This is a genomic window from Zoogloea sp. (assembly GCF_028689785.1).
In the GTDB taxonomy this organism is placed as follows: Bacteria; Pseudomonadota; Gammaproteobacteria; order Burkholderiales; family Rhodocyclaceae; genus Zoogloea.
On sequence record NZ_JAQVCN010000016.1, the window covers coordinates 36856 to 59498 of the forward strand.

The 22643-nt window shown below is 63.4% G+C and carries 21 protein-coding genes; 12 read left to right on the top strand and 9 right to left on the bottom strand.

Annotated features, from left to right (window positions below):
• Nucleotides 1-35: 35 nt before the first annotated feature.
• The 5 genes from phbB to PHI64_RS09505 all read right to left on the bottom strand — a co-directional run bounded on the left by phbB (nucleotide 36) and on the right by PHI64_RS09505 (nucleotide 5507).
• Nucleotides 36-776 (bottom strand): acetoacetyl-CoA reductase, encoded by a 741-nt coding sequence (phbB, locus tag PHI64_RS09480; RefSeq protein WP_299881973.1) that lies wholly within the window; start codon nucleotides 774-776, stop codon nucleotides 36-38.
• Between the two features lie 140 nt (nucleotides 777-916).
• On the bottom strand, nucleotides 917-2656 hold the full coding sequence (phaC, locus tag PHI64_RS09485; protein ID WP_299881975.1) for a class I poly(R)-hydroxyalkanoic acid synthase: 1740 nt from the start codon (nucleotides 2654-2656) through the stop codon (nucleotides 917-919).
• 256 nt (nucleotides 2657-2912) lie between these two features.
• A complete protein-coding gene (locus PHI64_RS09495) occupies nucleotides 2913-3731 on the bottom strand; it encodes a ZIP family metal transporter (RefSeq protein WP_299881979.1) in 819 nt (272 codons plus the stop codon).
• Nucleotides 3732-3789: 58 nt separating this feature from the next.
• On the bottom strand, nucleotides 3790-4521 hold the full coding sequence (pgeF, locus tag PHI64_RS09500; protein ID WP_299881981.1) for a peptidoglycan editing factor PgeF: 732 nt from the start codon (nucleotides 4519-4521) through the stop codon (nucleotides 3790-3792).
• Entirely contained in the window at nucleotides 4518-5507 is a 990-nt protein-coding gene (locus PHI64_RS09505) for an RluA family pseudouridine synthase (RefSeq protein WP_299881983.1), read from the bottom strand. Before PHI64_RS09505 ends, pgeF begins: the two co-directional genes overlap by 4 nt.
• Between PHI64_RS09505 and PHI64_RS09510 the strand changes: the two genes are divergently transcribed.
• Together PHI64_RS09510 and PHI64_RS09515 are read left to right on the top strand one after the other, a co-directional pair.
• A complete protein-coding gene (locus PHI64_RS09510; RefSeq protein ID WP_299881985.1) occupies nucleotides 5494-6297 on the top strand; it encodes an outer membrane protein assembly factor BamD in 804 nt (267 codons plus the stop codon). The genes PHI64_RS09505 and PHI64_RS09510 overlap by 14 nt on opposite strands.
• Before the next feature lie 15 nt (nucleotides 6298-6312).
• Nucleotides 6313-6834 (top strand): DUF2946 family protein, encoded by a 522-nt coding sequence (locus PHI64_RS09515; RefSeq protein ID WP_299881987.1) that lies wholly within the window; start codon nucleotides 6313-6315, stop codon nucleotides 6832-6834.
• A 114-nt stretch (nucleotides 6835-6948) separates the two neighbouring features.
• On the opposite strand, the gene PHI64_RS09520 is transcribed toward PHI64_RS09515, so the two are convergent.
• Together PHI64_RS09520 and yihA are read right to left on the bottom strand one after the other, a co-directional pair.
• Complete coding sequence (locus PHI64_RS09520; RefSeq protein WP_299881989.1) at nucleotides 6949-8388, bottom strand: mannose-1-phosphate guanylyltransferase/mannose-6-phosphate isomerase; 1440 nt, start codon at nucleotides 8386-8388, stop codon at nucleotides 6949-6951.
• A 100-nt stretch (nucleotides 8389-8488) separates the two neighbouring features.
• Nucleotides 8489-9109 (bottom strand): ribosome biogenesis GTP-binding protein YihA/YsxC, encoded by a 621-nt coding sequence (gene yihA / locus PHI64_RS09525; RefSeq protein WP_299881991.1) that lies wholly within the window; start codon nucleotides 9107-9109, stop codon nucleotides 8489-8491.
• A gap of 109 nt (nucleotides 9110-9218) precedes the next feature.
• Here yihA and PHI64_RS09530 point away from each other — a divergent pair, with 109 nt between their 5' ends.
• The 3 genes from PHI64_RS09530 (at nucleotide 9219) to ccsB (ending at nucleotide 13167) form a co-directional block, all read left to right on the top strand.
• Nucleotides 9219-9854: a c-type cytochrome gene (locus PHI64_RS09530; protein ID WP_299881992.1), complete on the top strand. Its 636-nt coding sequence runs from the start codon at nucleotides 9219-9221 to the stop codon at nucleotides 9852-9854.
• A 116-nt stretch (nucleotides 9855-9970) separates the two neighbouring features.
• On the top strand, nucleotides 9971-12013 hold the full coding sequence (locus PHI64_RS09535; protein ID WP_299881994.1) for a cytochrome c biogenesis protein ResB: 2043 nt from the start codon (nucleotides 9971-9973) through the stop codon (nucleotides 12011-12013).
• Between the two features lie 14 nt (nucleotides 12014-12027).
• Entirely contained in the window at nucleotides 12028-13167 is a 1140-nt protein-coding gene (gene ccsB / locus PHI64_RS09540) for a c-type cytochrome biogenesis protein CcsB (RefSeq protein ID WP_299881996.1), read from the top strand.
• A gap of 10 nt (nucleotides 13168-13177) precedes the next feature.
• Here the strand turns inward: ccsB and PHI64_RS09545 are convergent, their stop codons facing one another.
• Together PHI64_RS09545 and ffh are read right to left on the bottom strand one after the other, a co-directional pair.
• Nucleotides 13178-14011, bottom strand: coding sequence for a ferritin-like domain-containing protein (locus tag PHI64_RS09545; protein WP_299881998.1), 834 nt, complete (start codon nucleotides 14009-14011; stop codon nucleotides 13178-13180).
• Nucleotides 14012-14057: 46 nt separating this feature from the next.
• Nucleotides 14058-15419, bottom strand: a complete 1362-nt coding sequence (ffh, locus tag PHI64_RS09550; protein WP_299882000.1) for a signal recognition particle protein — start codon at nucleotides 15417-15419, stop codon at nucleotides 14058-14060.
• A 38-nt stretch (nucleotides 15420-15457) separates the two neighbouring features.
• Between ffh and ccsA the strand changes: the two genes are divergently transcribed.
• From ccsA to PHI64_RS09585, 7 genes are all read left to right on the top strand, one after another.
• Nucleotides 15458-16285 carry a cytochrome c biogenesis protein CcsA gene (gene ccsA, locus PHI64_RS09555; RefSeq protein ID WP_299882002.1) on the top strand — a complete coding sequence of 276 codons (828 nt, stop codon included), beginning with the start codon at nucleotides 15458-15460 and terminating at the stop codon, nucleotides 16283-16285.
• A 52-nt stretch (nucleotides 16286-16337) separates the two neighbouring features.
• On the top strand, nucleotides 16338-17609 hold the full coding sequence (locus PHI64_RS09560; RefSeq protein ID WP_299882004.1) for an HlyC/CorC family transporter: 1272 nt from the start codon (nucleotides 16338-16340) through the stop codon (nucleotides 17607-17609).
• Nucleotides 17610-17701: 92 nt separating this feature from the next.
• The gene (pilB, locus tag PHI64_RS09565; RefSeq protein ID WP_299882006.1) at nucleotides 17702-19420 is read left to right on the top strand and encodes a type IV-A pilus assembly ATPase PilB; all 1719 of its coding nucleotides are present in this window, start codon (nucleotides 17702-17704) and stop codon (nucleotides 19418-19420) included.
• A 22-nt stretch (nucleotides 19421-19442) separates the two neighbouring features.
• A complete protein-coding gene (locus tag PHI64_RS09570) occupies nucleotides 19443-20687 on the top strand; it encodes a type II secretion system F family protein (RefSeq protein WP_299882008.1) in 1245 nt (414 codons plus the stop codon).
• 21 nt (nucleotides 20688-20708) lie between these two features.
• Complete coding sequence (locus tag PHI64_RS09575; RefSeq protein ID WP_299882010.1) at nucleotides 20709-21560, top strand: A24 family peptidase; 852 nt, start codon at nucleotides 20709-20711, stop codon at nucleotides 21558-21560.
• A gap of 111 nt (nucleotides 21561-21671) precedes the next feature.
• Entirely contained in the window at nucleotides 21672-21938 is a 267-nt protein-coding gene (locus tag PHI64_RS09580; RefSeq protein ID WP_296573535.1) for a zinc ribbon domain-containing protein, read from the top strand.
• 25 nt (nucleotides 21939-21963) lie between these two features.
• On the top strand, nucleotides 21964-22599 hold the full coding sequence (locus PHI64_RS09585; RefSeq protein ID WP_299882013.1) for a DUF502 domain-containing protein: 636 nt from the start codon (nucleotides 21964-21966) through the stop codon (nucleotides 22597-22599).
• The last annotated feature ends 44 nt before the right edge of the window (nucleotides 22600-22643 follow it).

Below are 22643 nucleotides of genomic sequence, written 5' to 3' on the forward strand. Positions count from 1 at the left end.
TTCCTTTTGTTGCAGTGCCAGAGAGAGAGTGGCGATTAGAACATATGCTGACCGCCGTTGATAGAGATGTTGGCGCCGGTCACGAACGCGGCCTCGTCGGACGAAAGGTAGGCGATGAGGCCGGCGATTTCTTCGGGCTTGCCGAGACGGCTCATCGGGATCTGCGGAAGGATCTTGCTTTCAAGGACTTCCTGCGGAATGGCGAGGACCATCTTGGTGCCGATGTAGCCCGGGGAGATGGTGTTGACCGTTACGCCGGACTTCGCCACTTCAAGGGCCAGGGACTTGGTGAAACCGTGCATGCCGGCCTTGGCAGCCGCATAGTTGGTCTGACCGAAGGCGCCCTTGATGCCGTTGAGGGAGGACACGTTGATGATGCGGCCCCACTTGCGTTCGACCATGCCGTCCATGACCTGCTTGGTCATGTTGAAGACGCTGTCGAGGTTGGTGTGAATGACGGCGTCCCAATCGGCCTTGGTCATGCGCTTGAAGGTCATGTCGCGGGTGATGCCGGCGTTGTTGACCAGGACGTCTACGGGGCCGATCTCTGCGGTGACCTGCTCGACGCAGGCCTTGGCGGAGTCGAAATCACCCACGTCGCAGGGGTAGGCCTTGAAGCCGTAGCCCATGTTGTTCATGGCCTGCAGCCATTCGGCTGCCTTTTGATTGCCGGGCGAGTGGGTGGTGACCACCTTGTAGCCGAGCGCGGCCAGCTTGATGCAGATGGACTCGCCGAGACCGCCCATACCACCAGTTACCAGTGCTACACGTGCCATGTTTCTCCCTCCTTGTTCGTGATTTATACGGGGGTGACTTGAACGCTGGCAGCGCCCCCGTTGTTGTCTCGCTGTCAGCGCGTTTCTTCTTTTTAGGGTGTGTTCTCCGGCGCAGACCAGGCTGCACCGGAGGGTGATACTCAGGCCTTTTCCTTGACGTAACGGCCAGGGGCCGCTTCGATGACCTTGTATTTGGTGTTGCCAGCCTTGTTGCGGGCGGCCACCTGGGTGCCGCTGCGCGTCTTCAGCCATTCGATCCAGTGCAGCCACCAGCTGCCCTTCTGCTCGGTGGCGGTGTCGAGCCATTCCTCGGGCACGGACGCCTTGGACTCGCTGGTCCAGTAGCTGCGACGATTCTTGGAGGCCGGGTTGATGGCGCCGGCAATGTGGCCGCTGGCGCCCAGCACGAAGGTGGTTTCGCCACCGAGAATCTGACGCACCAGGTAGGCGCTGGTCCAGGGGACGATATGGTCTTCGCGGGTGGCGAGCAGGTAGGCGGGCAGGTCAACCTTGCCCATATCCACCTTGACGCCGAGCATCTCGAGCTTGCCGGGCACACGCAGGTTGTTCTCGAGGTACATGTTGCGCAGGTACCAGGCGAGGAAGGGACCGGAGAGGTTGGTGCTGTCGGAGTTCCAGTACAGCAGGTCGAAAGCCTCGGGCTGCTTGCCCTTGAGGTAGTTGCCAACCACGTATTGCCAGATGAGGTCGTTGGCCCGCAGGCTGGAGAAGACCTGAGCCAGCTCGCGGCCCATCAGCAGGCCGCCCTTGCCGATGGCGGCTTCGCGGGCGGCAACGGACGCCTCGTCCACCAGGCAGCCGATTTCGCCAGCGTCGGCAAAATCGAGCAGGGTGGTCATGAGGGTGAGACTTTCGGCCGGGTCTTCGCCCTTGCCGCGCAGCACGGCGAGGGCGGACGACAGGATGGTGCCGCCGACGCAGAAGCCGAGAACGTTGGGCTTGTCCACTTTGGTGACTTCACGCACCACCTGCAGGGCGGTGACGGGGCCTTTTTCGAGGTAGTCGTCCCAGCCGAAGTGGGCTTCCTCGGCCTTGGCGTTTTTCCAGGAGACAAGGAAGACGGTGAAGCCTTGTTCGACAATGAAGCGCACCAGCGAGTTGGCCGGCTGCAAGTCCATGATGTAGAACTTGTTGATACAGGGCGGCACGATCAGCAGCGGGGTCTTGTAGACCTTCTCGGTGAGCGGTGCGTACTGGATCAGCTGGATGAGCTCGTTTTCGAAGATGACGGAACCGGGCGTGGTGGCCAGGTTGCGGCCGATCTCGAAGGCCGAGTCGTCGGTCATGGAGATGCGGCCCTTCTCCATGTCGCCGATCAGGTTCTTGATGCCCTGGGTGATGCTCTCGCCCTTGGTGGCGAGGGCCGTCTGGATGAACTCGGGGTTGGTGGCCGCGAAGTTGGACGGGGCCAGGGCGTCGATGTACTGGCGGGTCAGGAACTGCATGCGGGCCTTGCTGCGACCATCGGCCACAGGCAGGGCATCGGAGACCTTGGAGAGGTAGTCGGCGTTGAGCAGGTAAGCCTGGCGGATGTAGTCGTAGACCGGGCTGGACGACCACTCGGGCGCGGCAAAGCGGCGGTCGCCGGGCTGAGGCTGAACCAGCGGATCGACGGTTTCACCGGGCCGGGCCTGAGCCATGGATGTCCATAGGCGAGCGTGGGCTTCGGCGAGTTCTTTCTGCAGCCGGGCGAGCTCCTGGGTTTCCGGCAGGGGGATCTGCGGCGCCGTTGCAGGGGCTACCTGCTGGATGGCGGCATTCTGCTTGCCGAGGAAATCAAAAAAACCTTCAGCCAGCGACTGGCCGAACTTGAACATGCCCTGTAGTGCCTCTGCTGACTGCTCCGGTGTTACAGACATCCACCTCTCCTTTTAGTGTGCCTCTTGCAACGATACGGTGCGGACGACTTGGACCGACACCTTTCCCCGGCCCGCCTTGCGGCCTTGTAGAATCGGGGGGATGTATATCGTTGCTATCGCTTGGATTTATGTCGCCCTGCTCGCCACGGTAACCGAAACTACGGTGATCGGCGGGATTCTGACTTTTTTGTTGTATGGCCTTGCGCCGCTCTCCCTGTTTTTATGGCTTTTCGGCACACCTGCCCGCCGTCGCCGTTCAGCCCAGCGCTCGCTCCGCGAGGGGGTGGGCCAGAACGATGGAAGCGATGCCAGCGGCGATCAATAATACCTGTTGGGCGGTGGCACGCAATTCAGTCCGTTTATGCAAACCCGGAATGAGATCGGCCACGGCCACGTAGATCATACTCGCGGCCGCGAGGGCGAGAAACACCGGCACCAGCGACTGCACATGGGACAGCGCGAAGTAGGCAAGGATGCCCCCGACCAGGGTGGCCAGGCTGGACAGCAGGTTGAAGACCAGTGCCTTGGTACGGCTGTAGCCGGAGTGCAGCAGAATCAGGAAATCGCCCGCTTCCTGGGGGATTTCATGGGCGATGATGGCCATTGCCGTAACAATGCCCAGGGGCGTGCTTTCGACAAATGCAGCAGCAATGAGCACGCCATCAACGAAGTTGTGGAAGGTATCCCCCACCAGGATGAGCAGGCCGCTGCGGCCATGGTCGTGCCCCTGGGCTTCGGCATGCCCGTGATGGCCCTGAGCATGCCCGTGGTGTTCGTGCCCATGCCCATGGCAGCCCTCGTCATGACAGTGCCGCCATAGAACGAGTTTTTCCAGCACGAAGAAAATCAGAATGCCGGCCAGGATGTTCATGGCGGCGCGCTCGGGGCTTTCTGCCGCCTCGATGGCATGTGGCAGGACTTCAAGGAAGGCGGCGCCCAGCAGGGCACCGATGGCATAACTGATGAGGGTTGGCACCCAGGCGGGACGGGCGGCCCAGGACAGCGCCGCGGCCACCAGCACGCTGAGCAGCCCCCCGGCAAAACTCATCACAACAATCCAGGCAAGGGGGGTCATGGGTATTCGATGATCAAAAGGGCCGCGCAGTATAACGCCGGAGGCTCGACAGGACCGGTCAGTCCAGCCAGATGAGGGATGCCATGCGGCCCGTTACGCCATCGCGGCGATAGGAGAAAAAGCGCGCCGCGTCGGTCACCGTGCAAGCGTCGCCACCGTAGATGCGGGTTACGCCTGCACGGGCCAGGCGCTGGCGGGCCAGGAGGTAAATGTCGGCCAGCCACTTGTAGCGATTGGACGAGGGCCGGAAAGCCGCCTCGGAGGCCGGATCGGCGCCCATGAAGGCGGCGCGGACCTCCCCCCCCACCTCGAAGGCGTCGGGGCCGATGGCCGGCCCGAGCCAGGCCAGCAGTTGCCCCGGCGAGACGTTCATGGCGGCCACGGTGGCTTCGATCACCCCGCCGTGCAGGCCACGCCAGCCGGCGTGGGCTGCTGCGACGACGCTGCCGGCCCGATCACACAGCAGCACCGGCAGGCAGTCGGCGGTCATCACGGCACAGACGCGGCCGGACTGACGGCTCACGGAAGCATCGGCGTCTGGCACGCCCTCCCCCACCCCGGCCTCCACGACGTTCACGCCATGCACCTGGTTGAGCCAGCAGGGCTCGGCCGGCAGGGCCTGACGCAGTATGGCCCGGTTGGCGGCGACCCGGGCCGGGTCGTCACCCACATGAGTGCCGAGGTTGAGGGTGTTGTAGGGCGCAGTGCCGAGCCCGCCGGCGCGGGTGGTGGACAGGGCACGGACACGGGCCGGGGCCGGCCAGTCGGGATGGATCCAGGAATCGTTCATGGTGCGGAGCCACTGCGCAAAAGCGCCAGCAGGCCTTCGAAATCATCGGGCAGGGAGGTTTCCCAGCGGCAGGGCTCACCCGTACGGGGATGAATGAGACCCAGCTGCCAGGCATGCAGGGCCTGGCGGGGAAAGGCATCGAGGCGCGGATCGGCGCTGCGCGCCTTGCCATAGGTGCCGTCGCCCACCAGGGGATGGCCGATATGCGCCATGTGCACCCGGATCTGGTGGGTGCGGCCGGTGGCGAGTTCGCATTCGACCAGGGTGGCGCGGGCAAAGCGCTCGATGACCCGATAGCGGGTCAGGGCCTCACGCCCACCAGGCACGACGGCCATCTTGGTTCGCTGGACTGGATGTCGGCCGATGGGTGCGTTCACCTCGCCACTTTCACCCGGCTGGCCATGCACGAGGGCCAGGTAGTGGCGCTTGACGGTTCGGGCCTGGAGCTGACGAACAAGGTCGGTCTGGGCTTCGAGGGTCCGGGCCACCACCAGCAACCCGCTGGTGTCCTTGTCGAGACGATGGACAATGCCCGCTCTGGGCAGCTCACGGGCATTGGCGTAGCGGTGGAGCAGCGCGTTGAGCAGCGTGCCGGACCAGTTGCCGCTACCCGGGTGCACCACCAGGCCCACCGGTTTGTCGATGACGACGACCGTATCGTCTTCATGGATCACCTGCAGCGGGATGTCCTCGGCCTGCTCGGCCAGCATGGCGTCGGAGGGCTCGGGGCTGACCAATACGGTCTCGCCGCCCCACACTTTGGCCTTTGAATCCGGCGAAGCCCCATTGATGAGGATTCGCCCCGACTTCAGCCAAGCCTGCAGGCGACTGCGGGAATGTTCGGGAAACAGGCGAGCGAGCGCCTGGTCGGCCCGAAGGCCGGCACAGTCGTCAGGAATAGACTCGCGCTGCGGAGAAGGGGAAGGGACGGCTGGGCTATAATCGCTCCAGTCTTCTTCCAAAGAGTTTTCAATGGCGCATTTCACCCTGCGTAGTTTAACGCTTGCCGGCTTCCTTCTGCTCGCTGGCTGTAGCGGCATGCCCGACCAGATCGACGAAACGAACGGCTGGAGCGCCCAGAAGCTCTACTCGGAAGCCAAGGAGTCCATGTCGGATGGCGCCTGGGACCGGGCCATCAAGATGTTCGAGAAGCTGGAGGCGCGCTACCCCTACGGTCGCTACGCCCAGCAGTCCCAACTCGAAGTGGCTTACGCTTACTACAAGTCCAATGAGCCAGCCTCGGCCATCGCGGCCTGCGAGCGCTTCATCAAACTGCACCCGAACCATCCGAATGTGGACTACGCCTTCTACCTGAAGGGCCTGGCCAACTTCAATGAAGACCTCGGCCTGCTCGGCGCCCTGGCCAACCAGGATCTCTCGGAGCGGGACACCAAGGCGGCACGGGCCTCGTTCGACACCTTCAAGGAACTCGTACAACGCTTCCCTGAGAGCAAGTACGCAGCCGATGCGACCCTGCGCATGCGCTACCTGGTGAATGCGCTCGCTTCCCACGAAGTGCATGTGGCACGTTACTACCAGCGGCGCGGCGCCTATCTTGCTGCCGCCAACCGGGCCCAGACGGTGATCCGCGACTTTCCCCAATCGCCGGCCACCGAGGAAGCCCTGTTCCTGATGGTCAAGAGCTACGATGCCCTGAAGCTCACCGAACTGCGGGATGACGCCGAACGGGTGCTCCGCACCAACTTTCCGAAGAGCGCCTACCTGACGGCCGACGGCCCCACCGAGCGCAAGGCCGCGTGGTGGAAGCTCTGGTAAGCGAACCCCCAGGCCATGGATGAGGCCGTTCGCCAGGCCCTGGCCAAGTGGCCAAACGTGCCCGCATGCACCGGCTGGCTGCGCCTCAGCCGCCGGGGCGAGTGGCGGGTGCCGGAAGGGCCGATCCGCCACGCCGGGCTGAATGCCTTCATCGGGCGCAACTATCAGCCGACAGCCGACGGCCGCTGGTTTTTCCAGAACGGCCCGCAACAGGTTTTTGTCAGCCTCGACTACACACCCCTGATCCTGCGCCTGGCCAGCACCGAGCAGCTTGAAACCCATACCGGGCTGCCGGCAAATGCTGTGACTGAAGCCTGGCTGGATGAGGACGGCAGCCTGCTGCTGGGCTGCGAGCATGGCGTGGCGCTGCTCGACGACAGGGATCTCGCCACCTTCTGCACGCTGCTGGAAGGGGATCTGGAAACGCCGGGCGCCCCCGTGACATTGAACTGGGCTGGCAGCACGGTTTCAGTAAGTCGGATTACGCAAGCCGAGGTGGCGGCCCGCTTCGGTTTCATCCCGGAGCCCAGCCTCTGAAGACGCCTCTCCCGTGGGGTCGAGTGAATTCGACCCCACACCCCCTCCAGCCGCCCCCACGCGCGCCACAAACCCGTTCAGCTTCACCTACCGGATGATCTTGCAGGGGCCAGCTCAACCCCGCCCGTACTTGTCCTCGAAGCGGACAATGTCATCCTCGCCCAGATAGCCGCCCGACTGCACCTCGATGATCTCAAGGGGAAGCTTGCCAGGATTGGCCAGGCGATGGACGTGACCCAGCGGGATGTAGGTGGATTCGTTTTCGCCCAAGAGGAAGGTCTTCTCCCCGTTGGTGACTTCCGCGGTGCCCTTCACGACGATCCAGTGCTCGGCCCGGTGGTGGTGCATCTGCAGGCTGAGCCGCGCCCCCGGATTGACGACGATACGCTTGACCTGGAAGCGTGCCCCGCTGTCGATGGAGTCATACCAGCCCCAAGGGCGATGGATCTTGCGGTGGGCGGACGCCTGACTGCGACTGCCCGCCTTGAGGGCGGCAACGATCTGCTTGACGTTCTGGGTCTTGTCCTTGCGGGCCACCAGCACGGCATCAGGAGTCTCGACAATCACTGCGTCATCCAGGCCGACACAAGCCACCATGCGGTCTTGGGCATAGACGAGGGTATTGCGGCTGTCCTCGAAGAGCACGTCACCCCGGGCCACGTTGCCGCTGGCGTCCTTGTCGGCGATCTGCCACAGGGCGTCCCACGCGCCGACGTCTGACCAGCCGGCAGCCATCGGCACGACGCAGCCGGCAATGCCGAGCCCTTCGGCGGCCGACAGCTTTTCCATTACCGCGTAGTCGATGGAATCGGACGGGCAAGACTGAAAGAGCGCCTTGTCTACCCGAACGAAGTCGGCATCCCGCGCGCCACCCTCCCAGGCTGCCAAGCACGCCTGAGACATGGCCGGCTGGAACTGCGCGATGGCCTTCAGCCAGACACTCGCCCGAACCATGAACAGGCCGCTGTTCCAGAGGTACTCGCCGCTATCGAGGTAGCGCTGGGCGGTGGCCGCATCGGGCTTTTCGACAAAGGCGGCGATGGCCTTGCTGCCATCGGCACGCTCGGCGCCGCAGCGAATGTAGCCATAGCCGGTCTCCGCGTGGGTCGGCACGATACCAAATGTGACGATGCCGCCCTCCAGGGCAGCCGGAATGCCCGCATCGATGGCCTTTTGGAAACCTGCCAGATCCGGAATCACGTGATCGGCAGGCATCACCAGCAGCACCGGATCGGCTTCTCGTACGGCCAAAGCAGCCAGGGTCAGGGCCGGGGCGGTGTTGCGACCGACAGGTTCGAGGACGATGTCACGGCTGGCACGCCCGACGGCACGAAGCTGCTCGGCGGTGACAAAACGGTATTCCTCGTTGCACACGACGATGGGCGCCTGGGCCACCGACAGGCGCCCGCCAAAACCGGCGAGACGGCCGGCCGTAGCCTGCAACATGGTCTCCTCCCCGACCAGAGCAAGGAGCTGCTTGGGGTACTGTTCGCGGGATAGGGGCCACAGGCGCGTGCCGGAGCCGCCGGAAAGGATGACGGGCTGGAGTTCCATGATGGGTCGAATCGAAAGAGTCAAAAGAAGTTTGGTGCGTGCGGTGCACAATGACCTCTTTTTACCACAAACCCCAGCAATTCAAACCGTCGTCATGGAGTCAGGATGTGACCGTTTCAGCACCCTCCGGCGGGGAGAGCCAGGCACCGACCACCCGCTCGGTCTCCTCCATGCCGGTTTTCTTGAGGCTGGAGAACAACTGCACCGTAACCTGCTCCCCAAGGGGCGCGAGCTCCTTGCGCACGGCAGCCAGGGTTGCGGCCTGCTCAGAGCGGGTTAGCTTGTCGCTCTTGGTGAGCAGCACATGGATGGGCCGGCCGCTCGGAGCAAACCAGCCGATCATGACCCGGTCACGGTCCTTCAGGGGGTGACGGGAATCCATGATAAGGACCAGCCCGACGAGATTGGGACGACGGGTGAGGTAGTCCTCCAGCAGGCGCTGCCACTGGAGACGGATGGCTTCGGGCACCTCGGCGTAGCCATAGCCGGGCAGATCCACCAGCACCGCACCATTGCGCAGGCGGAAGAAATTGATCAGCTGGGTGCGCCCCGGCGTCTTCGACACGAAGGCCAGCCGGACGTGGTCGCACAAGGTATTGATGGCGCTGGATTTGCCGGCATTGGAGCGACCGGCGAAGGCGACTTCAGGGCCGCCAGGGGGCGGCAGGCCATTGGGCTTGGCAACGGAAATCTCGAACTGGGCGTTACGGAACAGGGACATGGGGGAGGCTTCGGCTTGCGCGACGCACGCTATCGCATCGCGCAAATGACTGGAATTGCTATAGAATAGCAGGTTTGAGACATCCACATTCTTGGCTTCCGAGGACATCATGATCAAGCGTTCCCTGCTGCTTTCGCTGCTTCTGGCCACCGGCGCGGTTCAGGCTCAAGACAAGGCCGCCGCCCAGCCCGACCTGGCCAAGGCAAAACAGACTGCAGAACAGGTTTGCGGCGCCTGCCACGGCACCGACGGCAACAGTCAGATTCCCGCCAACCCGAAACTCGCGGGCCAGCATGCGGAATACCTCTACAAGCAGCTGAAGAACTTCAAGAGCGAAGGTGGCGTTCCGGCCGAACGTGCCAACCCGGTCATGGGCGGCATGGCTGCAGGCCTCTCCGACGCCGACATGAAGGGCCTCGCCAGCTACTTCGCGGGTCAGACCCTGAAGCCCGAGTCCGCCAAGAACAAGGCCTCCATCGAGCTTGGCCAGAAACTCTGGCGTGCCGGTGACCTGAAGCGCGGCATCCCCGCCTGTGCAGCCTGCCACGGCCCTGCCGGCGCTGGCCTGCCCGCCCAGTACCCGCGCTTGTCCGGCCAGTTTGCCGACTACACCGAAGCCCAGCTGCGGGCCTTCCGTGCGGGTGAGCGCGCCAATGATCCGGCCAAGATGATGCGCACCATCGCCCTGAAGATGACCGACCCGGAAATCAAGGCTGTTGCCGACTACGCGGCCGGCTTGCGCTGAGTCAAGGCGCCCCCGGGCGCCCTTCAGTTAGAAAGAAGGGGTGGTCTCGGGACCACCCTTTTTCATTTCCCGCCCCTGCTCCACCAGACTCAACCGCTCCCGCCGCGAAGCCCGCCATGCGACACCGCAGCACCTCCCGCGCCCTGTACGAGCTGCTCAGCTCGATGCGTTTTGCGATCAGCCTGCTGACCCTGCTCGGCGTCGCGTCCATCATCGGTACGGTGGTCAAGCAGAACGAGCCCTACAACAACTACCTTAACCAGTTCGGCCCCTTCTGGTTTCCCATCTTCGAGAAACTAGGCCTCTACTCGGTTTACAACTCGTTCTGGTTCCTTACCATCCTGGGTTTCCTGGTGCTGTCCACCAGCGCCTGTATCGTGCGCCAGGCACGACCGATGCTGAAGGACATGAAGAGTTTCCGGGAGCACGCCCGGGAAAGCTCCCTGGCCAGTTTTGCCCACCAGACGCGCCTGCCGGTCAGCCTGCCGAGCGCCCAGGCCCGGGCAACCACCCTGGCCTACCTGACGGCCAGCGGATTTACCGCCCGCGAGAATCCGAGGGATGACGGCGTCTTGCTGGCCGCCAAGCAGGGCAGCTGGACACGCATCGGCTACTTTCTGGCCCACGGCGCCATTGTGCTGATCTGCGCCGGCGGGCTGCTCGACGGCAACCTGCCTCTCAAGATCCAGATGGCCCTGGGCGGCAAACAGCTCACCACCGGCAACCAGCTGATCGCACAGATTCCTGCGGAAAGTCGGCTGGGTGTGGACAACTGGAGCTTCCGCGGCAACGTCTTCATCCCCGAAGGCAAGAGCGCCAATACGGCCGTACTCAATGTGCAGGATGGCATCCTCCTGCAGGACCTGCCATTCACGGTGTCCCTGCACAAGTTCCACCTGGAGCACTACGAGAGCGGGATGCCCAAGCGCTTCGCCAGCGACATCCTGATCACCGACAACACCACCGGCAAGTCAGTGGAGAAGACCATCGAGGTGAACAAGCCCTTCGAGTTCGCCGGGGTGATGATGTATCAGGCCAGCTTTGAGGACGGCGGTTCGCGCCTGCACCTGCTCGGCCATGATCTGCGCACCGGCAGTACCCGCCCGCCCTTCCCCGCCGAGGCGGTGGTCGGCGAGTCCGTGGCGCTGAAGGAGACCGGGCTTGACTACACCCTGGAGCTTGGCAGCTTCCGGGCCTTCAACATCGAGAACATGGCTGTCGACACGCCGGACGCCGAGCCTGGCGGCCTCGCCCGCCTCGACAAGCACCTGGGTAGTGGTGCCCGCTCGCCGACGAGCAAGGACATGCAGAACGTCGGCCCAAGCATTCAGTACAAGCTGCGCGACTCCGCCGGCCAGGCACGGGAGTACCAGAACTTCATGCAGCCCATCCTCCAGGATGGCGCCTGGTACCTGCTGTCGGGCATGCGCGACAACCCATCCGCGCCCTTCCGCTTCATGCGCATTCCGATGGACGACGATGGCCGCCCTGACAGCTGGTTCGCCATCCGCCGCGTGCTGCTCGACAGCGCCCGCCACCCGGAGATCGCGCGGCGCTTCACCGCCACCGCCATCGGGCTGGATGCCGGCCCCGAAGTACGCAGCCGCATGCAGGAAACCACGGCACGCACCCTTGAACTGTTCGCCCGGGGCGGCTTCGAGAGCCTGGGCAAATTCATCGAAAGCACCATCCCCGAGGCCGAACGCGACAAGGCCGCCGATGTCTTCATCAAGATTCTCGAAGGCTCGGCCTGGGAGGCCTGGAAGATGGCCCGCGCCGACGCAGGCCTGCCAGCCATCATGCCGGCGGCGCAGCACGCACGCCTGCTGCGCGACACCCTCAACGCCACCAATGACAGCCTGCACTACGGCGCCCCGGTGTATTTTCAGCCCACCGGATTCGACGAGGTCCGCGCCACGGTCCTGCAGGTCACGCGCTCCCCCGGCAAACCGATCGTCTACCTGGGATCCCTGCTCCTGGTGCTGGGCGTGTTTGCCATGCTGTACATCCGCGAACGTCGCCTCTTTGTGCTGATCAAAGATTCCGGAGAAGCCCTGATGGCCCTCAGCTCGAATCGCAAATCGATGGATGTGGACGAGAGCTTCCAGCGTCACCGGGATGCTCTCGCCACCCTGCTCAATCCCGGCCCCCGCCCCTGACCCGAGGTCTCGCCATGGAAATCGCCCACAAGGACAGCGCCTCCCTTCTGCGCCGCCTCAACCCCGGTGACTGGCTCTACGCCCTGGCCCTTGCCGGTGGCGCCCTGTTTGCCCTGCGCCAGTACGGGGGCTTCATGGACATCTACGACAAGGCCATCCTGCTGTTCACGGTACCGGGGCTGGCTGTAATGGGCTTTGCCTGGAAGCCCTTCCGGGTCTTCCTGGCCGCGGCCACGGCGCTGGCACTGGTCAGCATTAGCTTGTACCAGGGCGACCTGGCCCGGGCCGAGCAAGTGTTCTTCCTGAAATACCTGATCTCCAGCCAGACGGCGATCATGTGGATGAGCGCCCTCTTCTTCATCGCCACCGGCGCCTTCCTGCTGGGCCTCGTGGCGCGCTCCGACTTTGCCGACGCCACCGGCTCGGTGCTCACTTGGTGCGCCGTGACCATGGGCACCACGGGCCTGATGGTGCGCTGGTACGAGAGCTACCTGATCGGCAGCGACGTGGGCCACATCCCCCTGAGCAATCTGTACGAAGTCTTCGTGCTTTTCGCGCTGATGACGGGCCTGCTCTACCTTTACTACGAAGGCCGCTACGCCACCCGCCGGATGGGGGCCTTCGTGCTGCTGGTGATCTCGGCAGCGGTGGCCTTCCTGCTGTGGTACACCTTCAGCCGCGAGGCGCACGAGATCCAGCCCCTGATCCCCGCACTGCAGAGCTACTGGATGAAGGTGCATGTGCCGGCCAATTTCATCGGCTACGGCGCCTTTGCCCTGGCGGCCATGGTCGGCGTGGCCGATCTGCTGGTACGCAAGGGTATTCTGGCCAGCCGCCTGCCGCCCGCCGAGGTGCTGGACGACGTGATGTACAAGGCCATCGCCATCGGCTTTGCCTTCTTCACCATCGCCACCATTCTGGGCGCCCTGTGGGCCGCCGAAGCCTGGGGCACCTACTGGCAGTGGGACCCGAAAGAAACCTGGGCCTTCATCGTGTGGCTCAACTACGCCACCTGGCTGCACATCCGCCTGACCAAGGGTCTGCGCGGCCCGATGCTGGCCTGGTGGGCGATTGTCGGGCTGGTGGTCACGGCCTTTGCCTTTGTGGGGGTAAATATGTTCCTGTCAGGCTTGCACTCCTACGGCTCCCTGTGAGCCTGGCAGGCTAGGTCGCCCTGAAAGCGGCCTTGCCGGCCTCCAGGCGGGCAATCTCGGCCTCACTGAAGCCCGCCTTCCGGCGGGCTTCCACATTGAGGGGACGCGGCGGCCAGGGGGCGTCGAAGCGCGCCATCAGGGACAGATAGGTGGCCTCCGGCTCAAGCCCGCGCCCCGCACAGAAATGACGGAACCAGCGGTCACCCAGGGCCACGTGCCCGATCTCGTCCCGCAGGATGATGTCCAGCACACCGATCGTCGCGTCGTCACCGATGCGACGCAGGGCGGCCACGATGGGCGGGGTTGCATCCAGCCCCCGGGCCTCGAGCACCCTGGGCACGAGCGCCATGCGGGCCAGGGGATCATCGGCCGTCTTGATGGCCATCTCCCACAAGCCGTTGTGGGCCTGAAAATCACCGTAGGCGTAGCCCAGATCACGCAGACGGGCCTGGACGAGGGAGAAGTGGTAGGCCTCCTCGGCAGCCACTTCGAGCCAGCCGGTGTAGTAGTCCCCTGGCAGGCCGGCAAAACGGTAGACGCAGTCGAGGGCCAGGTTGATGGCATTGAACTCGATATGGGCGATGGCATGCAGCAGCGCCGCATGCCCCTCCGGGGAGACGGGTTTGCGCCGTGGCAGCGTGGTGTGGGGAACGAGTTCAGGGCGGGGCGGGCGCCCCGGAGCGACAAGCGCTGGCAGCACCTCCCCGGCAACGGGTAGGGCAAGTGCCCCGGCCCGCCAGTCCGCCAGCAGGGCACCGACTTGCGCCGCCTTGATGGCGGGATCGCAGGCCATCAGCGCCTCAAGGGCACGGGTTTGAAGATCCGGTGGCTGCGTGATCGCCATGGGAACAGCGGCGATCACGCCCTGCGCCCCACCCCCAGGAGCAGGCTCAACGCAGGCCACCACCGGGCATCAGGCCTTTCATGGCGCGCATCATCTTCTGCATGCCCCCCTTGGAGAACTGCTTCATCATCTTCTGGGTCTGCTCGAACTGGCTAAGAAGGCGGTTAACCTCCTGCACCGTCACCCCGGCGCCAGCGGCGATGCGGCGCTTGCGGGAGGCCTTGAGGAGCTCCGGCTTGGCCCGCTCGGCAGGGGTCATCGAGTTGATGATGCCCTCGATGCGCTTGACGGCCTTCTCCTCGACCCCACCCTGGAGCTGGCCCGCCGCCTGGGCAAACTGGGCTGGCAGCTTGTCCATCAGGCTCGACAGGCCACCCATCTTCTTCATCTGCCCCAGCTGATCCTTGAAGTCATTCAGATCGAAGCCCTTGCCGCTCTTGAGCTTCTGGGCAAACTCCTTGGCCTTTTCCTCATCCACGCCACGCCGGGCGTCCTCGACCAGGGACAGGATGTCGCCCATGCCGAGAATACGGCTGGCCATGCGCTCAGGGTGAAACTCTTCGAGGCCGCCGAGCTTTTCGCCGACACCGGCGAACTTGAGGGGCTTGCCGGTGACATGACGTACCGACAGGGCCGCACCACCGCGGGCATCACCGTCCAGCTTGGTCAGGACCACACCGGTCAGAGGCAGGGCCTCGTTGAAGGCGCGCGCGGTGTTGACCGCATCCTGGCCGAGCATCGCATCAACCACAAACAGGGTTTCGATGGGATTGACTGCCGCATGCAGGGCCTGGATCTCCTCCATCATGGCCTGGTCAATGGCCAGCCGGCCGGCAGTATCCACCAGCAGCACATCCATGTAATGACGGCGGGCGTAGTCGACCGCGGCGCGGGCGATATCCACCGGCCTCTGGTCGGGCGTGGACGGGAAGAACTCAATGCCGGCCTGCTGGGAGACGGTCTGCAACTGGGCGATGGCCGCAGGGCGATAAACGTCGGTGGAGACGGCCAGCACCTTCTTCTTCATGCGCTCGACCAGCATCTTGCCGAGCTTGCCAGTGGTGGTGGTCTTGCCGGCGCCCTGCAGGCCCGCCATGAGGATGATGGCCGGAGGCTGGGTGGCCAGGTTGAGGCCGCTGTGGGCACCGCCCATCAGGTCGGTCAGCTCCTGGTGCACCACCCCCACCAGAGCCTGACCCGGGGTCAGGGAGCTCAGCACCTCGGTGCCGACAGCCTTTTCCTTGACGCGGGCGATGAGGTCTTTGACCACCGGCAGGGCCACGTCGGCCTCAAGGAGGGCCATGCGGACTTCGCGCAGGGCGTCCTGAATGTTTTCTTCGGTAAGGCGCGCCTGACCCCGAAGGGTTTTGACGACTTTCGCCAGGCGGGTTGTGAGGTTATCCAGCATGATGGTTCGGGACCGAGGCCTTGGAGTAAACTTGAGGAATGGTCGCGATTCTACTTCATCTCCTCCCCGCCTCCCTGTATGCCATCCTCGGCGTGCATTTCTGGCATAGCCGCTGGCTGGCGCCTACCCGGGCTCCCCGCCAGGGGTTGCTGCCCTGGGAGCGGGTCGTGATGCTGGCCGCCCTGGTGGCCCACGGCTTCGCCCTGCATGGGGTGTTCTTCTCCTCCGACGGCATCCATTTTGGGTTCAGCCTGGCCTTATCCCTGATGCTCTGGCTGGCCATGCTGTTCTACTGGATCGAAAGCCTGTATGCCCGACTCGAAGGCCTGCAGACCCTGGCGATGCCCGCCGCTACCGTGTGTGCATTGCTGCCCGCTTTCTTTCCGGACCAGCACCTGCTGACCAATGCCAACTCCCCCCTGTTCCGCGCCCACTTCGTGGTGGCCATGCTGGCCTACAGCCTGTTCACCCTGGCGGCGCTCCATGCCACCCTGATGGCAGTGGCTGAACGGCGCCTGCACGGCGCAAGGCTGACTCGCGCTTTCGCCTCCCTGCCACCGCTGCTGACCATGGAGACCCTGCTGTTCCGGCTGATCGGGATCGCCTTCGTGCTGCTCACGCTCACCGTGGGCTCCGGCATCCTGTTTTCCGAGGCCCTGTTCGGAAAGGCTTTCCGGCTGGACCACAAAACGGTTTTCGCGCTGATTTCGTGGTTCATCTTCGCCAGCCTGCTGGTGGGCCGCCACGCTTGGGGCTGGCGGGGAAAGAAGGCCTTGTACTGGACGCTGTCGGGCTTCGTCGCCCTGATGCTTGCCTATGTGGGCAGCCGTTTCGTGGCGGAAGTCCTGCTCTCCCGACCGGCTTGACAAGCCCGGACCTGGCCTGAATACTGGTTCGATCCCACCCGCGCCCCATCACTTGAACAGCATTCCTCTTTCTGCCCAGCTGACAATTCTCGTCACGCTGCTGGCCTTGTCCGGCTTCTTTTCCATGGCCGAGACATCCATGATGGCTGCAAACCGCTACCGCCTGCGTTCTGCTGCCAACCTGGGGTCACGGGGCGCACGTCTGGCCCTGGAGCTTCTCGGCAAAACGGACAAGCTGCTTGGCATCATCCTGCTTTGCAACAACCTGGTGAATGCGGCGGCCGCGACCTTGGTAAGCGTCATCACCATCCAGCTCTTCGGTAGCGAAGAGTGGGTGCTCGGCGTGAGCACCCTGGTCGTCACCTTTCTCATCCTGGTGTTTTCAGAGATCACCCCGAAGGTCGTCGGCGCCAACCACGCCAACCGGCTCGCCTGTATCGTCAGCTACCCCCTTTCGGCGCTGCTCAAGGGGCTGTATTTCATCGTCTGGTTCGTCAATCTCTTCGTTGCCGGCCTGCTCCGGCTGCTGCGCCTGCGCAACAACAATCAGGATACGCACAGCCTGTCCACCGAAGAGTTGCGCACCATGGTGCTGGAGTCCGGCGCCTTCATTCCACCCAAACACCGCAGCATCCTGCTCAATCTGTTCGAACTCGAAGACATCACCGTCGAAGACGTGATGACGCCGCGCAACCAGATCGAAGCCGTCGACATTTCTGAGCCGATCAGCGTGATCCAGGGCCACCTGGCGACCTGCTACCACACCCGCCTGCCGGTCTTCGACGGCGAGATGAACGCGGTCATCGGCCTCCTGCACGTGCGCCGGATTCTCGGCCAGACCCTGGACCGGAGCCTGGAAAGTACCGACATACGGGACATGCTGACCAAGCCCTACTTCATTCCGGCCAGCACCCCCATCTATTCCCAATTGCATTTTTTCCAGGAAAATCGCGAACGCCTCGGGCTGGTGGTGGACGAATACGGCGAACTCCTGGGCCTGGTCACACTGGAAGACATCATCGAGGAGCTGATCGGCAAGTTCACCACCAGCGCACCGGACGCATCCGAGAAGCTTGGCTGGGACAAGAACGGCAGCGTGATCGTCGATGGGAGCCAGCACCTGCGGGCAGTCAACCGCAAGCTCGACCTCGATCTGCCCGTCGACGGCCCCAAGACCCTCAACGGGCTGGTGCTGGAGCACCTCCAGGACATCCCCGAATCCGGGGTGTCAGTAAAGATCGCCGGCGTGCCGATCGAAGTGGTCCAGGCCGAAGACAGGCGCATCAAGACGGTACGCATTTTCCGCCCCGCAGGCCCCCGATAAGGCCACAGAGTGTTTCGTGGCTTTACAAGCCTTGCGGCTGACGGCATGATCCAGACGCATTTCAGGCCGATCCCTTCTACCCACGCTCCGGCATGTCCTCTCCCTCCCAAGCCGCCCTGAGCGGTCTCGCCCGCGCTTTCGTCCAGCATGGCAGGCTCCTTGAGGCTGAGGCGCTCGCCTGCTCGTCGCCCTCGGCCAACCCCAACGACTTTCTCGTCGAAGTCATCAATCGGGGGTTGATGAGCGCCTCGGACATCGCCATCTTTGCCGCCGAGACATTCGGCTCCCCAACCCTCGACCTGTCAGCCTTCGACACGGCCAATCTGCCCACTGACGCCATCGACCGAAAGTTGATGATCAAGCATCAAGTGGTCGCCCTGGGGCGGCGCGGCAACCGGCTCAGCCTGGCCCTGTCCGATCCGTCCAACCTGCGAATCCTAGACGAGATCCGCTTTCAGACAGGCTTGGCCGTCGATCCTGTCGTGGTCGAGGTGCCGAAGCTGATGGCCCTGGTCGAGCATCTGTCCGAATCCGCGACGACCGCGCTGAAGGATCTGACCGGCGAAGAGTTCGACATGGATCTCCTCGGCCAGGAAGGCGGAGGAGAGCAGGCGGCCACCCCGGACGAAGGCGCATCGGAAGTAGACGACGCACCGGTGGTGCGCTTCATCCAGAAGCTCCTGATCGACGCCATCAACGAAGGCGCATCGGACATTCACTTCGAGCCCTACGAAAAGTATTACCGGATCCGCTTCCGCACCGACGGCATCCTGCGCGAGATCGCTCAGCCCCCGCTGGTACTGAGGGAGAAGATCGCAGCCCGCATCAAGGTCATCTCGCGCCTCGACATCTCCGAGAAGCGGATCCCTCAGGACGGGCGGATGAAGCTGGTGCTTTCAAAGAACAAGGCCATCGACTTCCGCGTATCCACGCTGCCCACTCTCTACGGCGAGAAGATCGTGATGCGGATTCTCGACCCCTCGTCAGCCATGCTCGGCGTCGACGCCCTGGGCTACGAGCCCGACCAGAGGGCTGCACTGATGGACGCCGTGCAGCGCCCCTATGGCATGATTCTCGTGACAGGCCCCACCGGGAGCGGCAAGACGGTGTCCCTGTACACCTGCCTCAACATCCTCAACAAGCCCGGCGTCAATATCAGCACCGCGGAAGACCCGGCGGAAATCAATCTCCCGGGTATCAACCAGGTCAACGTCAATGAAAAAGCCGGCCTGACCTTCGCCTTTGCCCTGCGAGCCTTCCTCCGCCAGGATCCGGATGTCATCATGGTGGGCGAAATCCGCGATCTTGAAACCGCCGAGATCTCCGTCAAGGCGGCCCAGACCGGCCACCTCGTACTCTCCACGCTGCACACCAACGACGCCCCGTCCACCCTCGAACGCCTCAAGAACATGGGCGTGGCGCCGTTTAACATCGCATCGTCGGTCATCATGATCACTGCGCAGCGGCTCGCCCGGCGCCTGTGCTCTTGCAAAAAGCCCATCGACATTCCGATCGAGGCCCTGATGTCCGCAGGATTCACCGAAAGCGACCTGGACGGCACCTGGCAGCCTTACGGCCCGGTTGGCTGTGAACGCTGCAAGGGCAGTGGCTACAAGGGACGGCTCGGCATTTACCAGGTGATGCCGATTTCCGAAGAGATCGCACGTATAATCATGACAAATGGCAACTCGATGGACATCGCCGCCCAGGCCCAGCTCGAAGGCGTCCGAGACCTTCGCCAGTCCGGTCTGCTCAAGGTGAAGCAGGGGGTCACATCCCTGACCGAAGTCCTCGCCTGCACCAACGAGTGATTGCTTCACGCGGAAACAACTGATGGCCACAGCATCCAACAAAAAAGCACCCACCCGCAACGCAAATGCCGCGCGCGAATACATGTTCGTCTGGGAGGGAAAGGACAAGACCGGCAAGATCATCCGCGGCGAAATGCGTGCAGCAACAACAACCGTCGTGCAGACGGTACTACGCCGCCAGGGCATCCTGACCCACAAGATCCGCAAGCAGACTTTCTCCCGCGGACGCAAAATCACCGACAAGGACATCGCGCTATTCACCCGCCAGTTGTCCACGATGATGCGCGCCGGTGTTCCCCTGCTGCAATCCTTCGACATCGCCATCAAGGGCTGTGGCAACCCATCACTGGCTCGCCTCCTCAACGACGTGCGCGCCAATGTGGAAACCGGCAGCAGCCTGTCCCAGGCGTTCCGGCGCCACCCAGTCCATTTCGACGCCCTCTTCTGCAACCTCGTGGCGGCAGGCGAACAAGCCGGTATCCTCGACTCCCTTCTTGACCGCCTGGCGACTTACAAAGAAAAAATCCTCGCCATCAAGGGCAAGATCAAGTCAGCCATGTTCTACCCCATCGCCGTGGTGGTCGTGGCGGCCCTGGTGGTATCGGTGATGATGCTGTTCGTGGTGCCGGAGTTCAAAAAGGTGTTTTCGAGCTTTGGAGCCGACCTGCCGGCCCCTACGATGTTCGTCATCGCCATATCCGATTTCTTTGTCAGCTACTGGTACCTGGCCTTTGGCATCATCGCCGGAGCGGTGATCGGAATCAGCTATTCCTACAAACGCTCTGTTGCCATGCAGGCTGCCGTTGACCGCATGATCCTGCAGTTTCCCGTAGTCGGAGAAGTCATCCGTAAAGCCACCATCGCCCGCTGGACACGAACGCTGTCCACCATGTTTGCAGCAGGGGTGCCTCTGGTCGAGGCCCTTGACTCGGTGGGGGGCGCTGCTGGCAACGTGGTTTATAAAAACGCCACGAGGCAGATTCAATCCGACGTCAGCACCGGAACCAGTCTGACGGTGGCGATGCAGAATTCTCAGGTATTTCCAACTATGGTCGTTCAAATGGTGTCCATCGGCGAAGAGTCAGGCCAACTCGACTCCATGCTTGGCAAGGTTGCCGACTTCTTCGAGCAAGAAGTCGATGACGCCGTTGCCGGCCTGAGCCAGTTGCTGGAGCCCATCATCATGGTTTTCTTGGGGGTGGTGATCGGCGGCCTGGTGGTTGCCATGTACCTCCCCATCTTCAAGCTCGGCGCCGTAGTCAGCTAACCTATATCGTTCGCCTGCCCGATGGAAGTATTTCAAGACACGCTCGTCTTTACGACCGGCTGTACGCTGCTCGGCCTGTTCGTCGGGAGCTTTCTGAACGTGGTGATCCACCGCCTGCCGCTGATGATGGAGAGGGAGTGGCAGGCGGAGGCCGCCGCCCTCCGTGGCGAAGCGCCGGAAGCTCATACTCCGCGCTTCAACCTTGCCACGCCGGGCTCGCGCTGCCCCCACTGCGGCCACCCCATCGGCGCCCTGGAGAACCTGCCCATCCTGAGCTATGCACTGCAGCGGGGGCGCTGTCGTCATTGCAGCGGCCCGATCAGCCTTCGCTATCCGCTCATCGAGATTCTCTGTGCAGCACTGTCCGGCTTTACGGCCTGGCATTTTGGCTTCGGCCTGGCCGGTGCAGCCGCCCTGGTCTTCCTGTGGGCCCTCATCGCCCTGTGCTTCATCGACCTGGATACTCAACTGCTACCAGACAGCATCACCCTCCCCCTACTGTGGGCTGGACTGCTGCTCAACCTGTCCGGCACCTTCACCGATATTTCCAGCGCAGTTGCCGGCGCAGCGGCTGGCTACCTCACCCTGTGGTCGGTTTTCTGGCTGTTCAAACTTGCCACCGGCAAGGAGGGCATGGGCTATGGCGACTTCAAACTGCTGGCGGCCATCGGCGCCTGGCTCGGCTGGCAGATCCTCCCCCTGACAATCCTGCTCTCATCGCTGGTCGGCGCCGTAGTCGGTATCGCCCTGATCGTTTTCCGTCGCCACGGACGGGAGGTTCCCATCCCCTTTGGCCCCTACTTGGCCGCCGCCGGGCTGCTTGCCCTTTACTGGGGGCCCTCGCTGACCCAGGCCTACCTGAGCATGCTCTGACCCGCCACGCTTGAAACACCGCCTTCCGCCCCCACCTCCGCGGAAGAGGGTCTGTTTCGCCCGATGTTGCGATGCGCTAAACTTCGTCCCATTGACTTCCCGGAGCTCGTCATGCCCATCTACGAGTATCGTTGCGCCGCCTGCGGCCACCAGAAAGACCACCTTCAAAAAATGAGCGATCCTGCGCTCACCACCTGTCCTGCCTGTGGTGCAGAGAGCTACGCCAAACAGCTCTCGGCGGCCGGATTTCAGCTCAAAGGCAGCGGCTGGTACGCCACCGACTTCAAGGGCGGCAGCAGCGCCAGTCCGCGCTCCGAACCCGCCAAGGCCGAAGCGCCTGCAGCCACTCCCTGCGGCGGCAGCTGCGCGTGCCACTGAGGGCGACGCGCGCGTAATCGGCTGAATGAAAAAATATTTTGTTACCGGACTGCTGATCTGGATTCCCCTGGTCATCACATTTGTGGTGCTGGCCTGGATCGTCAACACCCTTGATCAGATTCTGCTCCTCGTTCCGGCCACAGTCCGGCCGGAGGCCTTCTTCGGTTTCCACGTCCCCGGGATCGGCGTACTTGTTTCCCTGCTGCTGATCCTGATCACCGGTCTGGCTGCCGCCAACTTCGTCGGCCAGCGCATGGTCCGCTTCTGGGAGAGCCTGTTGTCGCGCATCCCGGTGGTGAAGTCGATCTACTACAGCGTCAAGCAAGTCTCCGACACCCTGCTGTCCAGCAACGGTCAGGCCTTTCGCAAGGCACTGCTGATTCAGTATCCGCGAGAAGGCATGTGGACCATCGGCTTCCAGACCGGCACGCCGGGTGGCGATGCAGCCCATCATTTGGGTGGCGATTTCGTCAGCGTGTATGTGCCCACCACCCCGAACCCCACCTCAGGCTTCTTCCTGATGCTGCCCCGCAAGGACGCCATCGAACTCGACATGAGCGTCGATGAAGCCCTCAAATACATCATCTCGATGGGCGTCGTGGCCCCGCCTCCCCACCGGATGACGGCTCCCCGGCCCGCCGCAGCCCTTCTGAATCAATAAACGCGCGTTTGCAGCCGCGTTCCGTTTTTTCCAGGAATAAAAAG

Bases quoted from the DNA above. Each gene is read 5' to 3' on its own strand.
- phbB (WP_299881973.1), bottom strand. From the start codon at position 776: ATGGCACGTGTAGCACTGGTAACTGGTGGTATGGGCGGTCTCGGCGAG.
- phaC (WP_299881975.1), bottom strand. From the start codon at position 2,656: ATGTCTGTAACACCGGAGCAGTCAGCAGAGGCACTACAGGGCATGTTC.
- PHI64_RS09495 (WP_299881979.1), bottom strand. From the start codon at position 3,731: ATGACCCCCCTTGCCTGGATTGTTGTGATGAGTTTTGCCGGGGGGCTG.
- pgeF (WP_299881981.1), bottom strand. From the start codon at position 4,521: ATGAACGATTCCTGGATCCATCCCGACTGGCCGGCCCCGGCCCGTGTC.
- PHI64_RS09510 (WP_299881985.1), top strand. From the start codon at position 5,494: ATGGCGCATTTCACCCTGCGTAGTTTAACGCTTGCCGGCTTCCTTCTG.
- PHI64_RS09515 (WP_299881987.1), top strand. From the start codon at position 6,313: ATGGATGAGGCCGTTCGCCAGGCCCTGGCCAAGTGGCCAAACGTGCCC.
- PHI64_RS09520 (WP_299881989.1), bottom strand. From the start codon at position 8,388: ATGGAACTCCAGCCCGTCATCCTTTCCGGCGGCTCCGGCACGCGCCTG.
- yihA (WP_299881991.1), bottom strand. From the start codon at position 9,109: ATGTCCCTGTTCCGTAACGCCCAGTTCGAGATTTCCGTTGCCAAGCCC.
- PHI64_RS09530 (WP_299881992.1), top strand. From the start codon at position 9,219: ATGATCAAGCGTTCCCTGCTGCTTTCGCTGCTTCTGGCCACCGGCGCG.
- PHI64_RS09535 (WP_299881994.1), top strand. From the start codon at position 9,971: ATGCGACACCGCAGCACCTCCCGCGCCCTGTACGAGCTGCTCAGCTCG.
- ccsB (WP_299881996.1), top strand. From the start codon at position 12,028: ATGGAAATCGCCCACAAGGACAGCGCCTCCCTTCTGCGCCGCCTCAAC.
- PHI64_RS09545 (WP_299881998.1), bottom strand. From the start codon at position 14,011: ATGGCGATCACGCAGCCACCGGATCTTCAAACCCGTGCCCTTGAGGCG.
- ffh (WP_299882000.1), bottom strand. From the start codon at position 15,419: ATGCTGGATAACCTCACAACCCGCCTGGCGAAAGTCGTCAAAACCCTT.
- ccsA (WP_299882002.1), top strand. From the start codon at position 15,458: ATGGTCGCGATTCTACTTCATCTCCTCCCCGCCTCCCTGTATGCCATC.
- pilB (WP_299882006.1), top strand. From the start codon at position 17,702: ATGTCCTCTCCCTCCCAAGCCGCCCTGAGCGGTCTCGCCCGCGCTTTC.
- PHI64_RS09570 (WP_299882008.1), top strand. From the start codon at position 19,443: ATGGCCACAGCATCCAACAAAAAAGCACCCACCCGCAACGCAAATGCC.
- PHI64_RS09575 (WP_299882010.1), top strand. From the start codon at position 20,709: ATGGAAGTATTTCAAGACACGCTCGTCTTTACGACCGGCTGTACGCTG.
- PHI64_RS09580 (WP_296573535.1), top strand. From the start codon at position 21,672: ATGCCCATCTACGAGTATCGTTGCGCCGCCTGCGGCCACCAGAAAGAC.
- PHI64_RS09585 (WP_299882013.1), top strand. From the start codon at position 21,964: ATGAAAAAATATTTTGTTACCGGACTGCTGATCTGGATTCCCCTGGTC.